The organism is Planctobacterium sp. AWM4_229 (assembly GCF_056160305.1).
Map to the genome: position 1 here is coordinate 320,618 of NZ_JBSWWX010000004.1, position 18,030 is coordinate 338,647.

Annotated in this window: 17 protein-coding genes; 10 read left to right on the forward strand and 7 right to left on the reverse strand. The window is 46.2% G+C overall.

Annotated features, from left to right (window positions below):
• Positions 1-112 precede the first annotated feature (112 nt).
• Both epmA and efp read right to left on the reverse strand, forming a co-directional pair.
• Positions 113-1,078 carry an elongation factor P--(R)-beta-lysine ligase gene (epmA, locus tag ACXAGP_RS10705; protein ID WP_475261323.1) on the reverse strand — a complete coding sequence of 322 codons (966 nt, stop codon included), beginning with the start codon at positions 1,076-1,078 and terminating at the stop codon, positions 113-115.
• Positions 1,079-1,153: 75 nt separating this feature from the next.
• Entirely contained in the window at positions 1,154-1,723 is a 570-nt protein-coding gene (efp, locus tag ACXAGP_RS10710) for an elongation factor P (RefSeq protein WP_475261325.1), read from the reverse strand.
• Between the two features lie 43 nt (positions 1,724-1,766).
• On the opposite strand from efp, the gene epmB reads away from it, so the two are divergent.
• A complete protein-coding gene (gene epmB, locus ACXAGP_RS10715; RefSeq protein ID WP_475261326.1) occupies positions 1,767-2,792 on the forward strand; it encodes an EF-P beta-lysylation protein EpmB in 1,026 nt (341 codons plus the stop codon).
• Positions 2,793-2,799: 7 nt separating this feature from the next.
• Here epmB and ACXAGP_RS10720 read toward each other — a convergent pair whose 3' ends face one another.
• Entirely contained in the window at positions 2,800-2,988 is a 189-nt protein-coding gene (locus ACXAGP_RS10720; RefSeq protein WP_338294314.1) for a hypothetical protein, read from the reverse strand.
• A gap of 175 nt (positions 2,989-3,163) precedes the next feature.
• Between ACXAGP_RS10720 and ACXAGP_RS10725 the strand changes: the two genes are divergently transcribed.
• The 3 genes from ACXAGP_RS10725 (at position 3,164) to ACXAGP_RS10735 (ending at position 4,872) form a co-directional block, all read left to right on the forward strand.
• Complete coding sequence (locus tag ACXAGP_RS10725) at positions 3,164-3,481, forward strand: hypothetical protein (RefSeq protein ID WP_475261327.1); 318 nt, start codon at positions 3,164-3,166, stop codon at positions 3,479-3,481.
• Positions 3,482-3,577: 96 nt separating this feature from the next.
• Positions 3,578-4,042 carry a hypothetical protein gene (locus tag ACXAGP_RS10730; RefSeq protein WP_475261328.1) on the forward strand — a complete coding sequence of 155 codons (465 nt, stop codon included), beginning with the start codon at positions 3,578-3,580 and terminating at the stop codon, positions 4,040-4,042.
• A 101-nt stretch (positions 4,043-4,143) separates the two neighbouring features.
• The gene (locus ACXAGP_RS10735; RefSeq protein WP_475261329.1) at positions 4,144-4,872 is read left to right on the forward strand and encodes a hypothetical protein; all 729 of its coding nucleotides are present in this window, start codon (positions 4,144-4,146) and stop codon (positions 4,870-4,872) included.
• A gap of 116 nt (positions 4,873-4,988) precedes the next feature.
• Here the strand turns inward: ACXAGP_RS10735 and ACXAGP_RS10740 are convergent, their stop codons facing one another.
• The 4 genes from ACXAGP_RS10740 to ACXAGP_RS10755 form a co-directional block, all read right to left on the reverse strand.
• On the reverse strand, positions 4,989-5,543 hold the full coding sequence (locus ACXAGP_RS10740) for a DUF3016 domain-containing protein (RefSeq protein ID WP_475261330.1): 555 nt from the start codon (positions 5,541-5,543) through the stop codon (positions 4,989-4,991).
• A 177-nt stretch (positions 5,544-5,720) separates the two neighbouring features.
• Positions 5,721-6,140, reverse strand: a complete 420-nt coding sequence (locus ACXAGP_RS10745) for a methylglyoxal synthase (RefSeq protein WP_475261332.1) — start codon at positions 6,138-6,140, stop codon at positions 5,721-5,723.
• Positions 6,141-6,152: 12 nt separating this feature from the next.
• Positions 6,153-7,298 (reverse strand): GGDEF domain-containing protein, encoded by a 1,146-nt coding sequence (locus ACXAGP_RS10750; protein WP_475261334.1) that lies wholly within the window; start codon positions 7,296-7,298, stop codon positions 6,153-6,155.
• Positions 7,299-7,303: 5 nt separating this feature from the next.
• On the reverse strand, positions 7,304-8,419 hold the full coding sequence (locus ACXAGP_RS10755; RefSeq protein WP_475261335.1) for a Kelch repeat-containing protein: 1,116 nt from the start codon (positions 8,417-8,419) through the stop codon (positions 7,304-7,306).
• Positions 8,420-8,881: 462 nt separating this feature from the next.
• Here ACXAGP_RS10755 and argC point away from each other — a divergent pair, with 462 nt between their 5' ends.
• The 6 genes from argC to ACXAGP_RS10785 all read left to right on the forward strand — a co-directional run bounded on the left by argC (position 8,882) and on the right by ACXAGP_RS10785 (position 18,026).
• Positions 8,882-9,910 (forward strand): N-acetyl-gamma-glutamyl-phosphate reductase, encoded by a 1,029-nt coding sequence (argC, locus tag ACXAGP_RS10760; RefSeq protein ID WP_475261336.1) that lies wholly within the window; start codon positions 8,882-8,884, stop codon positions 9,908-9,910.
• 2 nt (positions 9,911-9,912) lie between these two features.
• Positions 9,913-10,734: an acetylglutamate kinase gene (gene argB / locus ACXAGP_RS10765; protein WP_475261337.1), complete on the forward strand. Its 822-nt coding sequence runs from the start codon at positions 9,913-9,915 to the stop codon at positions 10,732-10,734.
• Complete coding sequence (locus ACXAGP_RS10770; protein ID WP_475261338.1) at positions 10,731-11,645, forward strand: ornithine carbamoyltransferase; 915 nt, start codon at positions 10,731-10,733, stop codon at positions 11,643-11,645. The genes argB and ACXAGP_RS10770 overlap by 4 nt, the downstream gene beginning before the upstream one ends.
• 10 nt (positions 11,646-11,655) lie before the next feature.
• The gene (locus tag ACXAGP_RS10775; protein WP_475261339.1) at positions 11,656-12,867 is read left to right on the forward strand and encodes an argininosuccinate synthase; all 1,212 of its coding nucleotides are present in this window, start codon (positions 11,656-11,658) and stop codon (positions 12,865-12,867) included.
• Positions 12,868-12,886: 19 nt separating this feature from the next.
• Positions 12,887-14,869: an argininosuccinate lyase gene (gene argH / locus ACXAGP_RS10780; protein WP_475261340.1), complete on the forward strand. Its 1,983-nt coding sequence runs from the start codon at positions 12,887-12,889 to the stop codon at positions 14,867-14,869.
• A 157-nt stretch (positions 14,870-15,026) separates the two neighbouring features.
• Positions 15,027-18,026: a response regulator gene (locus ACXAGP_RS10785; RefSeq protein ID WP_475261341.1), complete on the forward strand. Its 3,000-nt coding sequence runs from the start codon at positions 15,027-15,029 to the stop codon at positions 18,024-18,026.
• Positions 18,027-18,030: the final 4 nt, after the last annotated feature.

Genomic DNA, 18,030 nt, shown 5'->3' on the forward strand with positions numbered 1-18,030 from the left:
TCACGGTTCATATATTGATAGGTAGTTAATATACCCGTAACAATTGGAAGAAGACAATTTTCATTATCAGTATGTAAAGTACAGTCGGGCGGCTGTCTTTTTGGTAATTTTCTCAAGCCCGCTGAATACTAAAACTGATAACCTCATCAATATCATGCTTGTCTTGCAGCAGCATTAAAACCCTGTCTAATCCCAAAGCAACACCGGCGCAATCAGGTAAGCCTTGTTTTAGTGCCGCCAGAAATCTTTCATCATGCTTTGCTTCGGTGGTGCCCATGGCGCGTCGCTGAGCATTGTCTTGTTCAAATCGCTCAACTTGCTCTTCAGGTGAGGATAATTCGTGGAAGCCATTGGCCAGTTCGAATCCTTGGTAATAAAGCTCAAAGCGTTCTGCAACCCGGTTGTCTTGAGCTGATATTTTGGCCAAGGCCGCTTGTGAAGCGGGAAAGTGATAAATAAAACAAGGCCTGTCCTGTCCAATTTGTGGTTCGATAAGATGACTGAACAACAATTGTAATTGCGTATCTCTGGGGGTGTCTGATGTGGCAAAATTATCGAAGCCGTGCGCGATGCAGAGGGCTGCTAATGTGTTATCGCAATCTGCTAAGGGATCAAAGTTAAGAAATTTTTGGAAGGCCTGTTGGTAGCTAAGCTGTTGAAATTTGGTACTTTCAAATAGCGGTTGCAATAAGTCCTGTATCTCCTGCATCAATTGCCAGTGGTCTAAACCCTCACGATACCATTCCAGCATGGTAAATTCAGGATTGTGAAACCGCCCTTGCTCTTCGTTGCGAAAGGCTTTGCAAATTTGGTAAATACTGCCGCTGCCAGCACATAATAAACGCTTCATGGCATATTCTGGCGAGGTTTGCAGATACAGCTTCTGCGCTGTTTTTCCGCCGGGCAGTAGCATGTCTGTACTGAAATTTACCAGATGAGGATCGGTCACACCTGCCGTCGCCAGTAGTGGGGTTTCCACTTCCAGTACATCGCGCTGGGCGAAAAAATGCCGGATATAGGCATTCAGTTTTGCACGAGCCTGCAGGGTAGCGAGTTCGGTTCCGGGTTGCCAGTTCATGGTTTTGCCAATTGGTTTCAGATTCCAAAGACGAAAAAGCCCACAATAAGTGGGCTTTTGAGATTAATCAGATGATTATTTTTGAGCGCGAGATACGTACTCACCCGTGCGAGTGTCAACCTTGATCACTTCGCCAGTTTGCACGAATAACGGTACGCGTACGACTGCACCAGTGCTCAAAGTAGCGGGCTTACCACCGGTACCAGCTGTATCACCTTTCAGGCCGGGGTCGGTTTCAGTGATTTCCAGCTCTACAAAGTTTGGCGGAGTTACAGCAATTGGAGAACCATTCCACAGCGTTAAGGTACAAATATCATTTTCTACCAACCACTTAACGTTGTCGCCAACGGCTTTATCATCAGCTGCCAATTGCTCGAACGTGTCGTTGTTCATGAAGTGCCAGAATTCACCATCACTGTAGAGGTAAGCTAAGTCGTGATCCATAACGTCTGCGCCTTCCACTGATTCGCCAGAGCGGAACGTTTTTTCCAGCACTTTTCCGGAAATAAGCTTACGGATTTTAACGCGATTAAATGCCTGGCCTTTGCCCGGTTTTACATATTCATTCTCTAAAATGTTGCAAGGTTCGCCATCGAGCATTATTTTTAAGCCCGATTTGAATTCATTGGTGCTGAAATTAGCCATAAATTCCTCTTAAATTCTTACTATTTCATTGGGTAGCATATAATTGGCGCAGATAATACCGGAAAAACCACTCACTGTAGAGAGTCACTGGCAAAAAGAGTTAGCGACAGCGTACAAATCTCCTGAATCTTTGTTAAAAACACTGGATTTAGATGTCGCTGAGTACCAAAAAGACATAACTGCCCGCAAACTCTTCCCTATGATAGCGCCTCAAGCGTTTGTCTCCAGGATGGAGAAGGGCAACCGTTTCGACCCTCTGTTGCTGCAGGTGTTTCCCGATGCACAAGAGTTCAGTACGGCTCCCGGATTTACCGCTGATCCCTTACTGGAGCAGGACAACCCGCAAGCTGGCCTGTTACACAAATACCAAAGCCGGGTTTTGCTGGTGGTCAAAGGCGGTTGCGCTGTAAATTGTCGCTATTGCTTCAGGCGGCATTTTCCCTATCAGGACAATGCCATGCGCAAGCAAGACTGGCTACCCGTGTTTGACTATATCGCCTCAAACAAGGCGATTAATGAAGTGATCTACTCCGGTGGCGATCCCTTGATGGCCAAAGACGACTTTTTGTTGTGGATGACACAACAACTCGAAGCCATTGAGCATGTCAAAACCTTGCGCATTCACTCCCGTTTACCCGTGGTGATCCCCAATCGCGTCACTCCGGAATTGCTTGAATGGTTTACTCAATCCCGGTTAAAGCCGGTGATGGTGGTGCACATTAATCACGCTAATGAAATTGATGACTCACTCAAACAAAAACTACAGCTATTGCACAAGTCCGGTGTGACCCTGCTCAATCAATCGGTATTACTCAAAGGGATAAACGACAATGCCGATGCGCTTATTGAGCTGCATGAAAAGCTCTTTGACGCTGACGTGCTGCCTTATTATTTACATATGCTGGACAAGGTGGAAGGGGCCAGTCACTTCGACGTGAGCGATAATGACGCACGTGAGATTATGGCAGAAGTGATAAAGCGCCAGCCAGGATATCTGGTTCCCAAACTCGTCCGAGAGATTGGTGGCCAGCCTGGCAAAACGCCTATGGATTTACGGCTTCATCCATGATGTTGCACTAAGCGAAAGTATCAATATTTCCGCCTTTTGCCACATCACCTGATGGGCCACTCGGTACGCCAGCGGCTGAATCCAGCAGCTGAAGTGTCTGCGCGCCCTCTGCTTCTTGCTGATCTTTCGACAGCTGCAAGCCCTTGAGTTCTAGCGAAGACACACCGGAGTTTCCAGAGTTTCCTGAAATTTCCATACCTAGTTCCTAATAGTTGTGACGTCTCGGCACCCGCTTTACAATTTGAGGGGTAGTTAAGCTGATAACCTTGTCGTCGGATTAAAAAGCAGGCAGAATTGCCCGCCTTCGATAGGGTATCGGCAAAAGTTGAATATCCTTTAGACATTTTTTGGAAAAATTTTCAGGTATTCTAATGGACGCAGTATTAGAGAAGTTAAATGAAAATCTGCAGGTCTTGTATCGCCGAGCTGTAGATGCCGACAGTGCGCTTGATCAACTGAGCAGTCAGGGCAAAGCCAAACACCAAGCCATATTTCCTGCCGATGCAGGGTTCAGTGTGAGTAGCGAACGGTTTGCGCCCTATATCGCCGAGCTGAGCAACGACATCAGTGATATGCAAGCTATGGACGCAGAGGCTGACAAAACCGCTGCGTTATCGGCAGTGGTAAAGAAAATGGAGTCGCTGTTCGTAACTTTGGCGCAATTTAAAGGTGTTTTGGCTGAAAGTTAACGGTTTCAGGCTGTTGGTGGCCGCATAAAGCTTGTTTTTTAAGCAAAAAGTACCATAATTATCTGTGAGGGGTAGTTACAGGTAATTGGTGTTGTTATGGAAATTTCCACTACAACCAACATTTTGAACGCGGGTTTTCGTCGTACCACGACAGCCAGCGATTTGCTTAATACTGATACATTTGGTATCGGTAACACTGCGCGTGCACCCTCATTAAATTCTTCCCAAAGTTCTGCCCTTAACGCCGGGTTCCAGCAAGATAATCTGGCGGAGCAACCCGTTAATGCCTTTGGTATTGGTCAGGCTAATCAGCCTGAGGTGGAGTTGTCAGCGCAAGCCCGTATCCTGCAACAGAACGAAGCTAACCAGCAGTCGTTGAGCGACCGTTTGGCAGAAGCCAGAGAAGAATCGCAAAGCAATAACGATGATCAGGAAGCTGAACCTGAGACGGACAACTCAGGTTTCGTGCGGGTGGCCAGCAGCGAGGGCAGTGCCCAGAAAAACAATATTCCTGCAGAACGCGCCGCCGAAGTGTATCGCTCCATTCAAAGTCTTTTGTAATTCCTTTTTGGAAGGTAAAAAAACAACCGTCAAGGTTGAGTGTTTAGCTTTTGCTGAGTTATAGTCATTTGTGGCCCAGCTATACAAAAGGATTTTATTTAATGCGCCTTATTGCCCTTATATTTTTTCTGTTTCTGTCTTTTCCCATCTTTGCTCAAGAGACAACGCATTATGCGACAGTGCTTGAGCAGCCCGTTGTAGCCACTAGTGAAAAAGAGGCTAACAAGCAGATCTTTGGAACGCTTTTGTCACATTATGCTGAGCAAAATAAACTGCTGCCCTCTGACGAAGAGTTGTCACAATTCAAGGCATTTGGAAAACTTTCGGCTGATCTGCGGCGTAAAAAAGACGAGCTTAGATTGGCCAAATTAGAGGAGATTGAAGCCGATCGTCCCCTAACCATTGAAGAATCAATGCAAAAGAAGATACTCGTCGAAATGAATCAGCGACTGGAGCAGAAAGAGGCTCTGGAAGATGATATTCACATGACTAAATTCATGAATGATATGGCCAACGGTTTTGTTAAGAACTGGAAGATCAATAAATCCCTATATGAAACCTACGGCGGTGGAATCGTATTCCAGCAAGCAGGCCTGGAGCCCGCAGACGCCTGGCTGGCCTTTTTTGAAATTGAAAAGAAAAAGGGCAACCTGGAATTTCACAGCGAAGAATTTGAATCTCAATTTTGGGCAACACTGACTCCAGATCATAACCATTTTTCATATCAGGAAAAGCCTGAAGGGAATCCTTTTGATGTTCCTTTTTGGATTGATGGTATTGAAATAATGGAAGAGGAATTGGCAACACTAAAGAGCAAACAAGAGCAGTAACCTCATTTTTTATCAGTGATCCGAACTAAAAGATCCATATTTATTTTCAAACAAAACTATTTCAGGCATAAAAAAGCGGAACTTGTGTTCCGCTTTCAAAATGCGTTATGAGCGCCTTAATTACTGGCCAGCAGTTCCTGTTTAAATTCTTTTTTAAACCAGTCGCGTAGCATGTTTTTCTCGTATTTGAGTGGGTCATCGCGACGCGTGACGGAAATACTATCCATAAAGGACATATCCTTGAGTTCTTCGGTACCGGATTTAAGCACGCTGCCATCGCTGTCTAACAGTTCATAGCTGAAATCCATACGCGGGATTTCAATGCGTTTGATTAGTCGAACATCACCAGTGGTATCGAAGCCAACAAAGCTGCCCGGCCAGACACGGCCTGCTAAATCCAGGTCGGTGACGTTGAAAGTGAGCTTTTGTCCTTCGGGTAAATCAGCGGCTAGTTCGTCCATGTATTCATGCAGCCTTTCCAGGGTTCGGTTGCGAAAGCGGGAGCGAATACCATTGGCAGGTTTTACGTCGGTATATTCTTTCGGGTTTACCCAGGTAACAGCGACCCGCTCGGATTTATCGATTCTATCCAGATTCTCCTGTTCTTCAGCCTGGCTGCTGGTGCTGATGAACAAAGCGGTGGTTATGGTGGCCAGTAGGAATTTTTTCATCGTTACTCTCCAATTGAGACGATTCAGGATCGCCGAACAATGCTGATTGCTTGTTATACCTATATAGAACGTTTCAACGCAAAAAACGTGTCAGTATTTTTTAATTATAGTTTATCTCGATGCTAGTCAAGGTAAAAGTTTGTAACCTGAGTGTAAAGAGTCTGAACCTTAAAAATACTAATTGGTATAACTGGGGATAAACCGCTGGTAGTCAGGGTCGTTAAACAAGGTGGAAGTGATAATGAGATCGGCGGTAGCCTCGCTGCAAGCAACCGGTACATTCCACACCGAGCAAAGTCGAAGCAGCGCTTTCACATCGGGGTCGTGTGGAGCGGGATTGAGGGGATCCCAAAAAAACACTAATAAGTCCAGTTTTTGTTCTGCGATTAAGGCGCCGATTTGCTGATCGCCACCCAAGGGCCCACTTTTAAAGCGGGTTACAGGTAAGTTGAGTTTTTCTGCCACCAGTCCGCCAGTTGTACCCGTTCCAACCAGTTTGTGTTTTGCGAGTTCTTGCTTATGTTTCTCTGCCCACTTAAGTAGCGCAGGTTTCATGTGATCGTGAGCTACAAGAGCAATGGTTTTGGTGGCACTCACAGGTTGTTGTCCTCAATTGAGTTTGTCTGCTACGTATTGTTTTACCTGAACACAATTTCGTCCAGCACTTTTGGCACTATACAGCGCCTGATCTGCCAGTTCTATCAATAAATCCTGGGATTTAATGGCTTCCGGGACAACGCTACATACTCCTGCGCTTAGCGTCAGATGGATGCTATCTTGCTTTAACACCAGAGGTGATTTTTCCAGTGTGCCTCTGGCTAATTCAGCAAATTCTATGGCCTTTTCGGATTGCGTGTTCGGTAGCAGTACTGCGAACTCTTCACCGCCATAGCGAAACAGTTCTGCTGAGTTGTCGTTGGTCAGGTTGGAGATCACAGAAACAAAATGTTTCAAACATTGATCACCAGTGGGGTGCCCATACTCATCGTTAATGCGTTTGAAATGGTCGATGTCCAGCATAACCAGATTTAAATTGGCTCGCTGTTTGGAACACTGATCCCAATGATATTCAAATTGCTCATTGAAGTAACGCCGATTGTGACATTGAGTCAAGGGGTCGGTGCGATTAAGGCGATGTAGCTCAACTTGCTTTTCCGACAGGGTTTTTTCGATGCGAAAGGCGCGTTCATACTCTCTTCGGTATCGCCTGCCTACCAACAGCAGGTATAACCAAAACATAAATACAATAAAACCCAGTTGAAATTGCACACCTGATATCAGAGTACCAATACAAAGCGGCACCAGTAATAACGAGATATACCAGCAGGTGAGCCTGTATTTAGTCACCAGGCTTTGTACTGCAGCACTGGCAATGCCCGCCGTGACCAGGTTAACTAATATGGATAATTCCGCGTAATGAGGTACAAAATTAACCAGATAAAATAGTGCGCCCCAGGTGCCAGCGTGAGTCAGACATAGTGTCGTCAGGCTGATATTCCAGATGTGGTAGTGCTTTTCGTAATGTTTGGCAGTGGCTTTGCCATGCACCAGCCGCAACAGACAAACTACGGTAAAGAGCGCCCCAAACAGAATGCTTTCATCTGGGTATTTTTGTGAAAAGCCGGTAGAGAGGAATATCACCGGCCAGGCAAACAAATACAAATATACCCCCGGCAGCGCTCGCTTGATAAAGTCGAAATCTGCCCGGCGCTGGAAATCCAGTTCTAGCTCATTGGTATTTGTTTGAGGCTTCATTGCCGTTATTCTTGTCCAAAGTTATTTTTGTTTTCACTAATAGTAGTCAGCAATTGCTGCTTATTAAAGTGAGTTATTCGATTAAGTACCTGTTGGTTTTTCCCCATACCCGCAATGATGTAGAAGCCTGCTTCATATTCCAGTAGTCCACGGTGATCCATTGTGGGGTTGTCGTTGGCTAGCAGTTGCCAACGATTTTCATCGAAATGATAAAACCAGATCATGTCATCAGGTTCGGATGGTTCGCCGTTATAGCCCACACCATTGTAATTGTATGGGTTATCGCTGCCGCCGATAAACAGCACACCTTCCAAGGATGGGGTTTTAACTCCTTTGGCTGCCATGCGATAGCGAGACTTTCCGGTAGGATGAGCAATGATTTGCCAATCAATTTTATTGATTTGATCAGGGGCAATAATGCCTTTGTAGCAAGCCGATTCTGGGGCAAAGGTTCTTCTTTTAGCGCGCTGCGGCATTACTTTAACGCCATCGCAAATCAATATTTGACTACCTACGATGCCTCCCGCATGACCAAATACCGGCGCACCCGGATAGGGAGAACCTTGTTGCCAGCTATCGGTTTGGGTGTCGTATATCTGTACCAAATTTACGTTGCCGTCATTGTGCCAGCCACTAATGAGATATATGTAGCGATTTTGATAGGTAACCGCGACGGCATCATCCACAGGCACCGGCATGTCTTTCAGTTTTGTGTAGTTATCAGTGAGTACATCATAGCTGTAGTTGTCGGGACTGGAAATTTCACTGTGATCTTCGGCAACAGTATAGCCACCGAATAGCCAGGCCTTACCATCAAGGGCCACTGCGATACTGGCCAGGCGGCCTTTTAATGGCAATGTGGCGGGTACGGGGGCTTTTGCCTGCCAACGAGTATCGCCATATTTGAGGGCCCAGACTTTATTGTTTACGTCCTGCCAATCCTTGCCTTCCCCCAGCCCCATAAACGTAATAATCCAACTGCCTGCTTCGGTGTCGACTTTCACCGCCGCATTGTTGGATACAGGTTCAGGTAAATCGGGTAATGGTTCACTGAAGGCATGAAAAGATAAGATTATCGTTGATACAAGCAGAAGCGTTTGGATAAGGTAGGTAATTTTCACAAGTAACGGTTTAGATGAACCCAAATGTTGAATTACCCTAACGCTTAATCTTACAAAAGTCTTGTTCTGGTTAATCTCGTTCTATTTCATGAATGGGTAACAAACCATTATGCAAGTTGTTGAAGTAAGCCGGTTAAACTGTAAGTTATTGATAATAAATGTTTAAAGTCTGCATTCGGATTTTTTGAGAGTTTGTAATAAAAATTTAAAATAAATAAAAATGCAAAAAAGTTGCATAAATATATTTTGTGTGGCACATTCTCCTTTAACAAGAAGCTGACCCCGAATTTATTTTTTAACGGACATGAAAGTTTTACTGAAACCTTTAACCAATTTACTCCCTGCCATTACTCTGGTCGCATACTTCATTTTGCGACGATAGAGCACAGTGGTTGCTTGCTCGGCAACAACCACTCATTTTTTTCATCTATCCTTATTAATCTTCAAAAAGAGAAAAACGTAATGAATGTGTCATTATTGGGCGCCAGTGGGTATACAGGTATGGAATTGGCATTGCTGGTGGACAAGCATCCAACCATGCAATTGCAAGGTGTTTATGTCTCTGAGCACAGTCAGGATGCCGATAAAGGTTTGTGGCAACTGGACAATCGTTTTTACCAAGCGCCGTTTACCAGTGACGAGCTGAAACTCACTGCGCTCACAGCAGAGCAGTTGGAACAGGTAGCCAAAAACAGCGATATTATCTTCCTGGCCACGCCCCATGAATTCAGCCATGATATTTGTGCGAAACTATTACAATACGGCGCTAAAGTGCTGGATTTATCTGGGGCATTTAGACTGAAAGACACCGAGGTCTTTGCGCAGAATTATGGCTTTGCCCATAGCCAGCAAAACTTGTTGGACAGTGCTGTTTATGGCTTGGCAGAATGGTATGCCGATGAAATTGCACAAGCACAACTCATCGCCGTTCCCGGTTGCTATCCAACAGCTTCTTTGTTGGCCTTAAAACCCCTACAGGCAGCGGGCTTGATTGATGCTTCGGTTTTACCTGTGATCAACGCCACTTCAGGTGTAAGTGGTGCAGGTAGAAAAGCCACCATGACCAACAGCTTGTGTGAAGTCAGTTTGCAAGCATACGGCGTTCTTAGCCATCGTCATCAACCCGAGATCGCCAGTTATCTAGACAATCAGGTGATTTTTACTCCGCATCTGGGCAATTTTAAGCGAGGCATATTGGCTACGATCACCTTAAAACTCACCGCTGAAGCCAGCCAACAAGCTATCGATAATGCTTTTCACAGTGCTTACGATGGTTCTGACTTTGTCAGCCTGGTGCAGCAATGGCCCAAATTGGACCAGGTGGTGCATTCCCCTAAATGTCATTTGCATTGGCAATATTCTGAGCAAAATAATTACATTGTGGTCAGCAGTGCCATCGACAACTTACTCAAAGGGGCTGCCTCTCAAGCCATGCAGTGCGCAAACTTGATGTTGGGCTTGCCCGATACTACAGGGTTATTAGGGAGCTGAACATGGCGAATGCAATTGGTAAACCCTGGTTGGTAGCGAAAGTTGGCGGAGCACTTTTGAAAGATGGCGCGGCACTGCAATCGGTGCTGCAGGTGTTACAGCAATTGCAAACGCGCTACGCCGTCGTGTTGGTGCATGGTGGCGGTGATACCACACAAGCTTTGCTGGAGGCTTTAGATTTTACAAGCGAAAAAATTGATGGCGTGCGGGTAACACCACAAGCCCACATACCTTATGTCGTAGGCGCTTTGGCGGGCACGGTTAATAGTGAAATTTGTGCCCAGGCTAAAGCAACTGGTTTAAACCCGGTGGGACTAACCTTATTGGATGGTGGCATTTGCAAGGCGCAAATTGCCGAGCCTCGGTTTGGCTCGGTAGGAAAAATAAGTCCGGCTGACGGCAACTTGCTTACCATTTTGTGTAACGGCGATTATTTACCTGTTATCGCTTCCATTGCCTGCGACGATGCAGGTAACTTATTGAACGTAAATGCCGATGATGCCGCCGCTGTGGTAGCGCAGTTATTAGCAGCAGAGCTGCTGCTGTTATCCGATGTCGCCGGGGTATTAGACCAGGATAAACAGTTAATCAGCCAGCTGGATAGCGCGCAAATTTCCAGTCTTACAGAGCAAAATATCATTCAAGGCGGCATGGTTGTGAAAGTGAATTCGGCACTGGCAACAGCTAATCAAACCCAAAAATCGGTGTTTATCAGCTCCTGGAAAACACCTGAGCAAATGCTTGCCTTGCTCAAGGGGCAGTCGTGTGGCACGTGTATCGTGCCGGATCATCAAACTGATGACTTACAAGGAACCACGTTGTGAAACAAGACCTGTTAACTTTTACCCATTGGACACAAGCCGGTATCAATGACTTATTGGACTCAGCTTTGGATATTAAAACTCATCCGGGCAAATACAGCTCGGCATTAGCTGGAAAATCAGTAGTGGGATTGTTTGAAAAACCTTCTTTGCGTACTCGAGTGAGTTTTGATATTGGCATTAATAAATTAGGTGGCCACTTTTTATATCTGGACATGGCTGGCGGAAACCTGGCTGGTCGTGAGTCGGGCAAAGATATGGCGGGTAATTTAGGTTGTTGGGCAGACGCTATCGTCGCGCGTGTGTTCAAGCACAGCACCTTAACGACTTTGGCGGACAATACTAATGTGCCGGTTATCAACGCACTGTGCGATCTCTATCATCCTTGCCAGGCGTTGGCTGATTATCTGGTATTGAAGGAAAAGTTCGTCGATTTAACCCAGGCGCATCTGGCCTTTCTGGGGGATGGCAATAATGTCTGTCATTCTTTGATGATTGTTGGGGCAATCTTGGGAGTTAACTTAACGATTGCCACACCGTCTGGATATGAGCCAGATGATGACATTATCCAGTGGTGTCAACATCAGGCGAAAACCAGCGGCAGCACCATAGTGTTGACTCAGGATGTCAGCAGTCTTAAAGACGTTGATGCCCTGTATACCGATACCTGGATCTCAATGGGAGATAACACCCCATTGGAAGAGGTTAAGAGTCAGTTTCAGCCGTTTCAGCTCAATAGCGAGCTGATGCAAAGTGCTGGCGCTAAGTGGGCGATGCATTGCCAACCTGCCCACAGAGATTTAGAAATTACCACGGAAGTTGTTGATGGTGAGCAGTCACTATTACTGCTTCAAGCTGAAAACCGTATGCACGCTCAAAACGCCATTTTGCTGTGGCTTTTGGCAGATAAATAGGAGATCTGAGATGTCAGAGCAAAACGTAAAAAAAGTAGTATTAGCTTATTCAGGTGGCCTCGATACGTCTGCCATTATTCCCTGGCTGAAAGAAAACTATGATTGTGAAGTGGTTGCCTTTGCTGCAGATGTGGGGCAGGGGGATGAAGAATTGGAAGGCTTGCACGAAAAAGCCATCGCTTCGGGTGCCAGTGAGTGTTATATCGTTGACTTAAAAGAAGAGTTTGTTAAAGACTATATTTTCCCAACGATTCAAACCGGCGCTGTGTACGAGGGCGAATACCTACTGGGAACCTCCATGGCCAGACCGGTCATCGCTAAAGCGCAAGTGGAAGTGGCTCGTAAAGTCGGTGCGGATGCCTTGTGTCACGGTTGTACCGGTAAAGGCAACGACCAGGTGCGTTTTGAAGGTGCGTTTGCTGCCCTTGCCCCCGATTTAAAAGTGATTGCCCCCTGGCGTGAGTGGGACATGGTCTCCCGTGAAGACCTGTTGGATTATCTGGCAACGCGTAATATCAAAACCACCGCTTCTGCTACAAAAATTTACAGTAGAGACGCCAATGCCTGGCATATTTCCCACGAAGGTGGTGAATTAGAAGATCCCTGGTGTGAGCCTTCTAAGCAAGTTTGGACCATGACCGTTGATCCGGAAGATGCGCCTGATGCACCGGAAACCGTGCAATTGAGTTTTCAGGAAGGCATGATCACTCATGTGAATGGCGAAGCGCTATCGCCTTTGCAAGCTTTGGAAAAGCTCAATGGTATCGCAGCAGCTCACGGTGTTGGCCGTATCGATATCGTGGAGAATAGGCTGGTAGGCATGAAGTCCAGAGGTTGTTATGAAACTCCGGGCGGTACACTTATTTACAAAGGTTATAAAGCCATCGAAACCTTAGTATTAGATAAACACTCTTTAAAACACAGAGAGAGCTTAGGGCTTGAGTTTTCTCATGTATTGTATGATGGTCGTTGGTTTACGCCGCTATGTCAGGCATTGTTGGCGGGCGCGCAGGCATTTGCGCAACAAATTACCGGTGATGTGGTCATTAAACTGTACAAGGGTAACGCTACGGTAATTCAAAAAGCCTCAGTGAATAGTCTTTATTCTGAGGATTTTGCTACCTTTGGCGCTGATGATGTATACGATCAAAAGCATGCAGAAGGGTTTATTCGGTTATACAGTCTTGCCAGCAGAATTAAAGCAATGCAGGCGAAGCAATAAGGCATATTGAGGAAACGTTATGGCGCTATGGGGCGGTAGGTTCAAACAACAACCTAGTGAATTGTTTAAAAAGTTTAATGACTCTTTGCCTGTAGACTATCGTCTGGTGGAGCAGGATATCCAAGGGTCAATCTGCTGGTCTAAAGCGCTGGAGCAGGTGGGAGTGTTAAGTTCTGATGAACAGCACGCTCTGCAAAAAGCGCTATTGGCTCTGTCTGAAGAGGTAGAGCAAGACCCGCAACAGATCCTCACTTCGGATGCCGAAGATATCCATAGCTGGGTTGAGCAGAAGCTGATCCTGGCTGTGGGTGATTTGGGTAAAAAGTTACATACTGGCCGCAGTCGTAATGATCAGGTGGCCACAGACCTAAAGCTGTGGTGCAAAGCCAAAGGTGAGGAGCTGTCGCTGGCACTTGTGAGTCTTCAGCAAGCGTTGATGGATCTGGCGCAGCGTGAGAAGGGCACGGTACTACCGGGTTATACCCATTTGCAACGAGCTCAACCTGTCACCTTTGGTCATTGGTGTTTGGCCTATGTAGAAATGTTTGACCGGGATATCGGGCGACTCAACGATGCCCTTTACCGGGCAGACACCTCTCCTTTGGGCTCAGGTGCGCTTGCTGGCACTGCTTATCCTATAGATAGGCACGCTCTGGCCAATGATCTGGGCTTTCGTCGACCCACTTTGAATAGCTTAGATGCCGTATCAGACAGAGATCACGTCATTGAGCTGATGTCCTGTGCCAGCATCAGCATGATGCACTTATCTCGCTTTGCCGAGGATCTTATCTTCTATAATAGCGGAGAGGCCGGATTTATTGAATTAAGCGATCAGGTGACTTCCGGCTCTTCATTGATGCCGCAAAAGAAAAACCCGGATGCGCTGGAGCTGATTCGGGGCAAAACGGGCCGGGTATACGGCTCTTTAAGTGGTATGCTAACCACCATGAAGGCGCTGCCTTTGGCGTACAATAAAGACATGCAGGAAGACAAAGAAGGTCTGTTTGATGCCATGGATAGCTGGCAAATTTGTTTACAAATGGGCGTATTAGTGGCCGAAGGGATTAAGGTGAACAGCAGTGCCACTCTGGCAGCCGCGCAACAAGGCTATGCCAATGCTACAGAATTAGCTGACTACCTTGTTAGCAAGCAAATCCCCTTCAGAGAAGCCCACCATATTGTTGGTGAAGTGGTGCTCAAGGCCATCTCTGAAGGCAAGGCACTGGAAGAGTTCACCTTAGCTGAACTGCAGGTGTATTCCTCATTAATTGGTGAGGATGTTTATCAATATCTCACTATTGAGTCTTGTCTTGACAAGCGTCAGGTATTGGGTGGAACGTCTCGAGAGCAAGTTGAACTGGCGCTGGATACTTCCCGACGAGATCTGGCGGATATCTTCCCAAGCCAGGTAATGGGCAGTCCTTCTGAGCCACAAATTCAAATAGCGTTACGTCATGTTCAGCAACGTCTCAACGCCCAAAAAGCTGCAGCACTAAGTGTGCGTCAGGCAAAAATGACCGATGTAGACGCTATTGAGAATATTGTTAGCTTTTGGTCTGACAAAGGTGAAACTTTACCGCGAAGCCGGGATAACATAGTGCACGACATCCAAAACTTTGTGGTGGCTGAGTTAGACGGAAAAGTAATCGGCTGTGCCTGTTTGTATATCTACCAAACCGGGCTTGCGGAAATTCGCTCGGTGGGGGTGCAATCGGATATTCAGGGCAAAGGCCAGGGTAAAGCTATGATCCAGTATTTGCTGGAACAGGCTCGCCATATCGAATTAAAGCGGGTTATTGTGCTGACGCGCGTGCCAGACTTTTTTGCTAAATTGGGCTTTGTGACTACCGATATGGGCGGTTTGCCTGAGAAGGTCATCAAAGACTGTGATATCTGTCCTAAAAAGCAAGCTTGTGACGAAGTGGCTATGGAGTACCTGGTTGGGCTACCTGGACCTGAACAATTGCACAGTCAGCTGATTGCAAAGGCCGCTGTGGGATAATAAAATATCCTATTCTCGATTCGGAGCCGCAATTTCTTGCGGCTTTTTTATTTGTCTTATAGTGTTAAGTTACAACTATTTAACTTTCTACCGTATTAGGTAACACCTTCCAGATCCTAAAACATATGGGACTGGAAGTAGGGATCATCCTCTTTATATGAAAATGTCGCAAAAGTTAGTCATCGCCTTTGTTACGGCGGTGGTATTACCTTCTGTCATCATCAGCATGTTGATGGTGCAGCATGGTAAACGTCAGGCGATTGAAAACTTCACTTTATCCAACGAGCGGGAAGTCAGACAGATAAACAACGGTCTGACCATACTGTTGCAGAAAATCGCGGAAAGCGTTGATTATTTATCCGGTCTTGAGACTGTTACCAAGGGGCAAGATGGTTTAACCCAATATCTAACAACAGCCACTGCCACCATGATGCAGCCGCTAGCTGGTTCGGCGGTGGAGCGAGATATTTATACCCTGTTCGAGGACTTTGCTCAAAGTAATCCCGATCTCACCTACATTTATATGGGAAATGAATACGGAGGCTACGTGTCATGGCCACAGGAGGCTATTTCCCGGCAGTATGATCCACGTATCCGGCCTTGGTACACCACTGCCGTTTCTACATCGGGAGAAATCGTTCGTACTGATGCCTACTATTGGAAAATCGGCGATAAGGTCATCGTAAGTACCGTTAAAGCCCTTTATGGTGAGGACGGCACACTCTCTGGTGTAATTGGCATGGACCTCTCCATGAAAAGCCTGACTCAGCGTGTTGCTCAGATCAAACTCGGCAATTCAGGGTTTGTCATGTTAGTGGAGGACAATGGCACAATTCTGGTGGATCCAAATCGGCCGGAAAACAACTTCAAACACATCAATGATATATATGGCGGGTCGCTTGCTTCGGTATTTGCCATGCAGTCGGGTTATGCCCAAATCAATCTTGAGGATGAAAGTTATTACGCTTCCGTTTATAAATCGCCACAATTGGGGTGGAAGTTTATTGGTGTCAGTCGTGAGGAAGAGATTTTGGCTGAGGTGAGCCAGCTGCTGGAAATGAATATCATCGTGGCGTTATCACTCATGCTGTTGTTTGTCACCTTGGCAGTGCTGTTATCCAAAGTAATAAACGGACAGATTGAAGAACATCAACAGCAATTAATTACGGAAAAAGAGCGAGCCGAAGCAGCCGTGCAGGCCAAAGGTGAATTTTTGGCTAATATGAGTCACGAAATTCGCACACCCATGAATGGGGTGATTGGTATGTTAGGTTTGTTATTAGATACCAAATTAGAACAGCAGCAAGCCAGGTATGTGAGGTTGGCACAATCCAGTGCGGAATCTTTGTTAGATTTGATCAATGATATTTTAGATTTCTCCAAAGTCGAAGCGGGCAAGATTGAACTGGAATCTATTGATTTTGATGTGCGAGCATTATTTGATGAAGCCATTGAAAGCCTTGCACAGCGGGCCGAGGAAAAAGGTCTGGAGCTGGTTTTGGATGAGGTCGACCTGGAGCGCTGTTGGGCAAATGGTGACCCCGGGCGCATTCGTCAGGTGTTAAATAATTTAGTGGGTAATGCCATTAAGTTCACCTCGCAAGGTGAAGTCGTGGTCAAAGTTAGTATTGAAAAAGCCACAGATTTAACCTGGCGCCTACAGTGCACGGTAACAGATACGGGTATTGGCATCCCGCCTGAAAAACTAGAGGGTTTGTTTAGTTCTTTCACTCAGGTGGACAGCTCTACAACACGAAAATATGGTGGCACAGGACTAGGGTTGGCTATCGCAAAGCAACTTACTGAAATCATGTCCGGGCGGATTTGGGTAGAAAGTGAGTTTGGCAATGGCAGTACCTTTGGCTTTGAAGTATTACTTGCTCCTGGGAAACAAATTCAGGTACCTAAAATTAAAGCTTCGGTACGCGGGAAACATATTCTGGTGGTGGACGACAATGCCACGAACAGAGAGGTATTGAGCAAGCAACTGAAAAAGTGGGGCGCTGAGGTGGTGGAAGCTGAAGATGGTGTCAGCGCGCTAAAAATATTACGCCGAAACCCTGATTTTGATGCAGCAATTCTGGACATGCAAATGCCAGGTATGGACGGGGCTTCATTGGGCAAAATGATTCAGGAGGATACGATAACTCAACGAGTTCCTATGATAATGATGACCTCCATAGGTAATACGCGGGATCCCAGTTTCTTTGCTCAAATCGGATTTAAAGCCTATTTTACCAAACCTGTTACTTGCTCCGATCTCTACGATGCATTGGTTGTGGTGCTAGATGGTGGCAGCAACTTCGACAATAAGTCTATGGTCACCAAAGAGCAGCTCAAGCAGTATAAGTCTTATGTAAAAGAAGCTCGAACTCAGTTATTACTGGTGGAAGATAATATGATCAACCAGGAAGTTGCCAAGGGAATGTTAGGTGGATTGGGTTATGAGATCGTGACCGCAGAAAATGGTTTGCAAGCACTGGATGTGCTTGCCGCACAGGACGACCCTCACGCCATCGCAGCGGTACTAATGGATTGCCAAATGCCTAAGATGGATGGTTATGAAGCTACCAGAGCGATCCGCAGTGGCGCCCAAGGCATTGGGAATACTTCCATCCCTATAATTGCCATGACTGCCAATGCCATGAAAGGCGACCGCGAAAAATGCCTGGCTGCAGGCATGGATGATTATCTGTCGAAGCCGGTTTCGGCCGAGGAACTGCAAAATAAACTGGATGTCTGGTTGGGAGTAGAGAAGCGAACCGAGGATGTCAGTGAGGTTCGGATTGATGTTACTGAATTCAATGAGCCTGATAGTTCTCTCGACGAGAATGATAGAGTTTGGGATAAACAGGGTTTCATGGAACGCATCGGCAATAGCGAAACACTAGCAATAAGACTAATTGGTTTATTCAGGACTTCCATGCCGGAGGAACTCGCCAGATTGACCCAGTACGTAGAGACTGAAAATTGGAGCGAGGTTAGCAAGCTGGCCCATAAAATAAAAGGCTCTAGCGGTAGCTTAGGCGCGGTTAAAGTCTCTTCTGCCGCAGAGAAAATAGAATTTGCTGCACGCAAAGAAGACGGCCAAAAAGTTCAGGTTAAATTGGCCGTGCTACAAAATCACGTAGAAGACTTTATTGCGGTATTGCCCTGACGAG

Coding starts and splice junctions, on each gene's coding strand:
- epmA (WP_475261323.1), bottom strand. CDS start 1,078: ATGAACTGGCAACCCGGAACCGAACTCGCTACCCTGCAGGCTCGTGCA.
- efp (WP_475261325.1), bottom strand. CDS start 1,723: ATGGCTAATTTCAGCACCAATGAATTCAAATCGGGCTTAAAAATAATG.
- ACXAGP_RS10720 (WP_338294314.1), bottom strand. CDS start 2,988: ATGGAAATTTCAGGAAACTCTGGAAACTCCGGTGTGTCTTCGCTAGAA.
- ACXAGP_RS10725 (WP_475261327.1), top strand. CDS start 3,164: ATGGACGCAGTATTAGAGAAGTTAAATGAAAATCTGCAGGTCTTGTAT.
- ACXAGP_RS10730 (WP_475261328.1), top strand. CDS start 3,578: ATGGAAATTTCCACTACAACCAACATTTTGAACGCGGGTTTTCGTCGT.
- ACXAGP_RS10735 (WP_475261329.1), top strand. CDS start 4,144: ATGCGCCTTATTGCCCTTATATTTTTTCTGTTTCTGTCTTTTCCCATC.
- ACXAGP_RS10740 (WP_475261330.1), bottom strand. CDS start 5,543: ATGAAAAAATTCCTACTGGCCACCATAACCACCGCTTTGTTCATCAGC.
- ACXAGP_RS10750 (WP_475261334.1), bottom strand. CDS start 7,298: ATGAAGCCTCAAACAAATACCAATGAGCTAGAACTGGATTTCCAGCGC.
- argC (WP_475261336.1), top strand. CDS start 8,882: ATGAATGTGTCATTATTGGGCGCCAGTGGGTATACAGGTATGGAATTG.
- argB (WP_475261337.1), top strand. CDS start 9,913: ATGGCGAATGCAATTGGTAAACCCTGGTTGGTAGCGAAAGTTGGCGGA.
- ACXAGP_RS10775 (WP_475261339.1), top strand. CDS start 11,656: ATGTCAGAGCAAAACGTAAAAAAAGTAGTATTAGCTTATTCAGGTGGC.
- argH (WP_475261340.1), top strand. CDS start 12,887: ATGGCGCTATGGGGCGGTAGGTTCAAACAACAACCTAGTGAATTGTTT.
- ACXAGP_RS10785 (WP_475261341.1), top strand. CDS start 15,027: ATGAAAATGTCGCAAAAGTTAGTCATCGCCTTTGTTACGGCGGTGGTA.